The organism is Streptomyces sp. NPDC059567 (assembly GCF_042735655.1).
Lineage (GTDB): Bacteria > Actinomycetota > Actinomycetes > Streptomycetales > Streptomycetaceae > Streptomyces.
Map to the genome: position 1 here is coordinate 45695 of NZ_JBHWBS010000004.1, position 6211 is coordinate 51905.

Genomic DNA, 6211 nt, shown 5'->3' on the forward strand with positions numbered 1-6211 from the left:
CTCACCCCGGGAGGCATGCGATGGAAGCGATCAGAGGGACGCGGGGGCTGGTCACCGGGGCGGTGCTGGCCGTCGCCGGAGGACTGCTGCTGTTCGCCTCCTCCGTGCCCCGCCTGCCGGGGAACGTGATGAGCCTGGTCGAGACCTTCCTGCCGTGGCTGGGCCTCGCCGTGCCGGTCGGGCTGGTGGTGGCCGTCGTCCGCCGGTCGGCCGTCGCGGCGGTGGCGTCCCTGGTGCTCGCCGCCGTCTGGCTGGTCGTCTTCCGGGCGGCGCTGCCGCCGTCCTCGGAGCCCGGCGCGCGGGGCGCGGACGAGATGACCGTGGTCCAGCACAACGTGAGCGACGAGAACACCAGCCCGTCCCGAGTCGCGAGGATCCTCCTCGGTCCGGACCCCGATGTCGTCGCGCTCGAGGAGCTGACGGAGTCGAGCCTCCCCGCGTACCGGATCGCCCTCGGCCGGACGCATCCGCATCACGCCGCCGTGGGCACGGTCGGGCTGTGGTCGAAGTATCCGCTGACGGACGTCGCCCGGGTCGACATCAAACCGCGTGAGGTGGACGACGGTTGGGACCGCGGGCTCCGCGCCGTCGTGAACGGCCCGCGCGGGAAGGTGGCGACGTACGTGGCCCACCTGCCGTCCGTCAGGGTGCGGGCTATTGAGGGGTACGCCACGCAGTGGCGCGACGAGAGCGCGGGGCGGCTCGGCCGCGCCCTCGCTTCGGAGCGGGCCGTCGCGGTGCTGGTCCTCGGCGACCTCAACGGCACCGCCGCCGACCGGGGGCTCGGTCCTGTCATGGACCAGGTGCGCGGCAGCCGCGGCGAGTTCGCCTTCAGCTGGCCCGCCGACGTGCCCCTCGCGCGCATCGACCACGTGCTGGCCCGGGGCGCCGAGGTCACCACGACGTGGACGCTGCCCTCCACCGGCAGCGACCATCTGCCGGTGGCGGCGCGGGTGCGGTTCTGACGAAGGACGTACGCCGACCCGCCGTCATCCGGTCGGTCGCCCCGGGATGGCCGGTCCGGCCCCGGGTGGAGAGGCTGGTGAGGGTGTCGCGCCACGGCGGTGCCCTCAGCTCCCACGCCCCGCGAGGAGACGGCCGATGTCCGAGACTCCGTACCGCTACGCCGATCTGCGCGCCCTGTACGTCAACTGCACGCTCAAGCGCTCCCCCGAGGTCAGCAACACCGAGGGGCTGATCGACCGCAGCAGGGCCGTGATGGAGCGGCAGGGAGTGGCGACCGACCTCGTGCGGGCCGTCGACCACGACATCGCGACCGGGGTGTGGCCGGACATGACCGAGCACGGGTGGGAGTCGGACGCGTGGCCCGAGCTGTACGAGCGGGTCATGCGGGCGGACATCCTCGTACTGTGCGGTCCGATCTGATTCGGCGATACATGTCATGACTGTGAGGCCACGCGGGTGATTGGGCAGACGACTTCGTCAGCACTGCCGTGGCGTTCGGTCATGCCGTCCCACGAGGCGAGAGAGTAGACGGGATTTTCGGCCGGCCCAACCCGGAGCCCCATCGACGTCGGCAACCGGGCGTGTTTCGCCGCCCGACCCGCCCACTCGTCCGCAGGGGAACACATCCATGACCGACACTGGCACGTCCTACCGTGGCCTCCGCGCCCTGGTGATCAATTGCACGCTCAAGCGTTCGCCGGAGCGGAGCCACACTCAGGGGCTGATCGACATCAGTAGCGGGATCATGGAGCGCCAGGGCGTCGAGGTTGAGGTGCTGCGAGCGGTGGATCTCGACATCGCGACCGGGGTGTGGCCCGACATGACGGAGCACGGCTGGGAGACCGACGAGTGGCCCGTCATCTACTCGAAGGTGATGGCCGCGGACATCCTTACCTTGGCTGGACCTGTATGGCTGGGAGACAACTCCTCAGTCATGAAGAAGGTGATCGAGCGCCTGTACGCCTGCTCGTCGATCCTCAACGAGCGCGGCCAGTACGCCTACTACGGTCGTGTGGGCGGCTGCCTGATCACCGGCAACGAGGACGGCGCCAAGCACTGCGCGATGAACGTCCTCTACAGCCTCCAGCACCTCGGATACGTCATTCCGCCGCAGGCGGACGCGGGCTGGGTCGGCGAGGCGGGCCCGGGCCCGTCGTACCTCGACCCCGGCTCCGGCGGGCCGGACAACGACTTCACGAACCGCAACGCGACCTTCATGACCTGGAACCAGCTCCACCTGGCGAGGATGCTCAAGGACACTGGTGGCATCCCCGCCCACGGAAACCAGCGCTCCGAGTGGGACGCCGGCTGCCGCTTCGACTTCGAGAACCCCGAGCACCGCTGAGTGCAGTCCAGGGGCGGAGGTACGAACGTCCCAGCTGCCGAATACGAGACCGCCTACTACCTCACAGCCGCAAACCCCAGGTCAAAACCACAACCTGAGAGGGCCGTTCGTGAGTTGTGTGAAATTACGCCGGCCGGGTTCGTGCCCCGCCTCGGGACCAGGCCGATGCCTGGCATGCGATGGCTTACCTGCTGCGCACGGTCCACGGGTCCGGCTTTCGCTCGAACGGCGCCGGGGTCCCCAAGTCGTCCCGTCAGTGCTTCCGTTCGCTCTTCAAGCCGGCACGGCATCCGCGAACAGGGCCCACCCCAGCGCGGTTCCCATCATGTCGGGGGCGGGGGACGAGCAGCGAGGCCCCCCACCTGTCTTGGTAGGGGGTCTCGTCCAGTAGCGGGCGCGGGCGGAGTTGCCGGCCTTCGCAGGCTCAACGGCTCTTGTACATCGTGACCGTGAAGCTGACCTTCTTACCGTTGTGGTAGTCGGTGCTGTCCCACACCGAGATGTGAGACCTGTCCTGCATCCGCAGGTGCAGCACCTCATTGGCGTTGCTCCAGTTGTATCCGACGAACTGGAAGTTCGGCTCGGGGCTGTCTCCCATTCTCCTGTTTCCCCAGCTGCAGATACGCGACGAGTCGTGCTCGCAGACGGACCAGGCTCTGGCGTACAGGTGGCAGTCCTCTCCCTGCCATACGTCGATACGCTTCAGCCTCGCGTCGGACGAGCGCCACGTTCCGTTGAACCGGTTGGCCGAGCACAAGGCAGCTGCTTCTTTCGTCGAGGTGACGGTGAGCACCACCGAGAGGGAGAACGTCAGGGCGGCCGTCAAGAGCACGGCCATGATCTGGCGTAGTGGAATGCGGGCAGCAGAGACCTGTGTCATCGTGAACCTCCGATAGCGGGCCGCAGCGCGGGGAATCCCGTCGTCACACGACGTGTTGTTCCCCCTACTTCGGCTGAACGCCACTCATTCGGGCCCGGATCATTTCGCCCTTTACCCCCTGCCTATTCCAGAGCAGCACTCCGCAATCCTGATCGCAAGTCGGCAGGATTCTCGCATTTCGCGCACGATTCAATGATGAATGCGATCCAAAGTGGATCGGTCAATGAAAGCGAATGCGTGGGTGAGATTCCATGCCCGGTCGAGCGAGTCAACGCCGGGCCGGGGCCGTGGTCAACCGGCGCCAGAGACGTACCAGGCGCTCTGCGAGCAGGGTGAGGGCGTGTCCGACGTCCAGATCTTCGAGGCGTCGCTCTGGCCCGGACACCGCACAGAGCGCCGTACGCGGCCAGCGGCGGACGCGCCCCCAGCCGTTGCAGACACGTAGCCGTGGAGAGATTCTGAACGTATCCGCTCGGAGCTTGTCGCAGCGGGATTCATCATGACATCAATGCCGAACTCGTTGTCGACGGACTGCGCACCGCGGAGGACTCCGCACACCTTGGACTGCTGGCCAAGCGGATCTGGGACGCCAGCAAACCGTTCGGCCACCCTTCTGACTGGGCCACATTCATACTCACCGGCATCTGACGATACGGCAGTGCCTGTTCCCGGAATCGCTACGGGGCGGGGCGGCCGCTCCTGTCGGCGTTCACGCAATTATGCTCTGATGCTGATGTTGTGATGGGAACTCAGCTTGTCCTATGACCTCGGCGTGGCGGTTCGATGGCAAGCAGGCGCTCACTCCCGCCGCAGCCGACGCTGCGACTTGCCGCTGCCCCGATGAGACCCTTGCCCCGTTCTCCCCCGGCAATAGCCATCCTGGGATCTCGGCCGGCGTCTCGCAGATGCCGGACGTCCGTCCGGTCGGGCACTCGCTGGCCAGATAGGGCGCCAGAGTGTTCCGCAGATCTGGCTCGGCGACAACAGCTCGGTGATGAAGCAGGTGATCGAGCGGCTGTACGCCTGCTCCAGCCTCCTCAACAGCGAGGGGCAGTACGCCTATTACGGCCGGGTGGGCGGCTGTCTGATCACGGGGAACGAGGACGGGGTCAAGCACTGCGCGATGAACGTGCTCTACAGCCTCCAGCACCTGGGCTATGTGATCCCGCCGCAGGCGGACGCGGGCTGGATCGGCGAGGCGGGCCCCGGGCCGTCGTATCTGGACCCGGGTTCGGGCGGCCCCGAGAACGACTTCACCAACCGCAACACCTCCTTCGTGGCGTGGAACCTGATGCATCTGGCGGGGATGCTCAAGCGCGCGGGCGGCATTCCGCCGCACGGCAACCAGCGCACGGCCTGGGACGCCGGCTGCCGCGCGGACTTCCCGAACCCGGAACACCGCTAGCGCCGGCGGATCCGGCCCTGATCCGCCGGACACGCCCCGGCGCCGTCGGGGCGCGGGCCGCGCCCGGATGTCCGTCGGAGCGCGCCGGCTCACCGTGCGCGGACAGCCCCTCAGGAGTCCGCCCACGGCGTCGTTTTGGATTGTCGGACGATCATCCCTACGATCCGGCAGATGATCACGAGAAAACGGCTGGCGACCGGAGCCTGCGCGCTGCTCGCCGCCCTGGCCGTCGGGCTCGTCCCGACCGGCGCCGCCGCCGACGAACCGGCGGCCAAGGAACCCCCCAAGGTCGAGCTGGTCCTCGACGTCAGCGGCTCGATGCGGGCCCGCGACATCGACGGCCAGTCCCGGATGGCCGCTGCCAAGCAGGCCTTCAACGAGGTGCTCGACGCAGTGCCCGAGGAGGTGCAGCTCGGCATACGCACCCTCGGCGCCAACTATCCGGGACCGGACCGGAAGAAGGGCTGCGAGGACACCAAGCAGCTCTATCCCGTCGGCCCCCTCGACCGGACCGAGGCGAAGACGGCGGTGGCCACGCTGGCCCCCACCGGCTGGACCCCGATCGGCCCCGCCCTGCTCGGGGCGGCCGAGGACCTCAAGGGCGGTGAGGCCACCCGCCGGATCGTGCTCATCACGGACGGGGAGGACACCTGCGCCCCGCTCGACCCCTGCGAGGTGGCGCGGGACATCGCCGCCAAGGGCATCCATCTGACCATCGACACGCTGGGCCTGGTGCCGAACGCCAAGATCCGGCAGCAGCTCACCTGCATCGCCGAGGCGACCGGCGGTACGTACACCTCGGTCCGGCACACCGAGGAACTCTCCAAGAGGGTCCGCCAGCTGGTCGACCGGGCGGCGGACCCGGTGGTCACCCCGGTGGCCACCGAGGGCGCCGAGCGCTGTGCCGACGCCCCGCAGCTCAAGGCCGGGCTCTACACCGACCGCCAGGTCTTCGGCCGCCACCGCTGGTACCGGGTGGACGTGCTGCCCGGACAGGAGCTGCGCGCCTCGGTGAGCGTGGCCGCCGACCGCGCCGTCAACGACGACTACGGCGTCCTGCTGCGCGCGGTGACCGTGCACGGCCGTGAGGTCGTGCGGGGCTCCGAGGCCGGTGACGGACGTACGGACGTCATCTCGACCGGGCTGCGCTATCCCAAGCCGCCGCTCGACGACATCGACGCGGACACCAAGCCCGCGGCGGAGACCGTCTGCCTCCAGGTCAGCAACTCCTTCTCCGCGCCGCCGTCGGTGAAGACGACCCCCGGGATGCCGATCGAGCTGACCGTCGACCTGGTCGACGCGCCCGACGAGGCGTCCGACGTGGCCGCCTTCGGCCTCGGCCGCGGCTGGTGGCTGCTCGGCGTGCTGGTACTGGCCGGTTTCGTGGGTGGTCTGCTGTGGGGCTGGCTGTCCCGCTGGCGCGTCGCCGTCTGGAGGACCAACTGATGCGTACCGTACGCACGCTGACCACCGTCCTCCTCGCGGCCGCCGGGCTCCTCGGCCCCGCCGGGGGGCCCCCCCCCCGGGCCCCCCCGCCCCCCGCGGGCGCGGGGGGGCCGCCGCCGCGGCCCGGGCCCCCGGGGCGGGGACCACCAGCACGACCCCCCCCCCCGGG

General features: G+C 69.3%; 4 protein-coding genes and 2 pseudogenes. 5 read left to right on the plus strand and 1 reads right to left on the minus strand.

Annotated features, from left to right (window positions below; translation table 11 throughout):
- Positions 1-20 precede the first annotated feature (20 nt).
- The 3 genes and pseudogenes from ACFVZW_RS03515 to ACFVZW_RS03525 all read left to right on the plus strand — a co-directional run bounded on the left by ACFVZW_RS03515 (position 21) and on the right by ACFVZW_RS03525 (position 2311).
- Positions 21-965 carry an endonuclease/exonuclease/phosphatase family protein gene (locus ACFVZW_RS03515; protein WP_384516140.1) on the plus strand — a complete coding sequence of 315 codons (945 nt, stop codon included), beginning with the start codon at positions 21-23 and terminating at the stop codon, positions 963-965.
- Positions 966-1101: 136 nt separating this feature from the next.
- Positions 1102-1383 (plus strand): annotated as a pseudogene (locus ACFVZW_RS03520) (flavodoxin family protein); the annotation flags it as partial.
- A 211-nt stretch (positions 1384-1594) separates the two neighbouring features.
- Positions 1595-2311, plus strand: a complete 717-nt coding sequence (locus ACFVZW_RS03525) for a flavodoxin family protein (protein ID WP_384516143.1) — start codon at positions 1595-1597, stop codon at positions 2309-2311.
- A gap of 424 nt (positions 2312-2735) precedes the next feature.
- On the opposite strand, the gene ACFVZW_RS03530 is transcribed toward ACFVZW_RS03525, so the two are convergent.
- Positions 2736-3191 (minus strand): hypothetical protein, encoded by a 456-nt coding sequence (locus ACFVZW_RS03530; protein ID WP_384516145.1) that lies wholly within the window; start codon positions 3189-3191, stop codon positions 2736-2738.
- A 967-nt stretch (positions 3192-4158) separates the two neighbouring features.
- Here ACFVZW_RS03530 and ACFVZW_RS03535 point away from each other — a divergent pair.
- Both ACFVZW_RS03535 and ACFVZW_RS03540 read left to right on the plus strand, forming a co-directional pair.
- A pseudogene (locus ACFVZW_RS03535) lies at positions 4159-4596 on the plus strand (flavodoxin family protein); the annotation flags it as partial.
- A gap of 171 nt (positions 4597-4767) precedes the next feature.
- Positions 4768-6042, plus strand: a complete 1275-nt coding sequence (locus ACFVZW_RS03540) for a VWA domain-containing protein (RefSeq protein WP_384516148.1) — start codon at positions 4768-4770, stop codon at positions 6040-6042.
- Positions 6043-6211 lie beyond the last annotated feature (169 nt).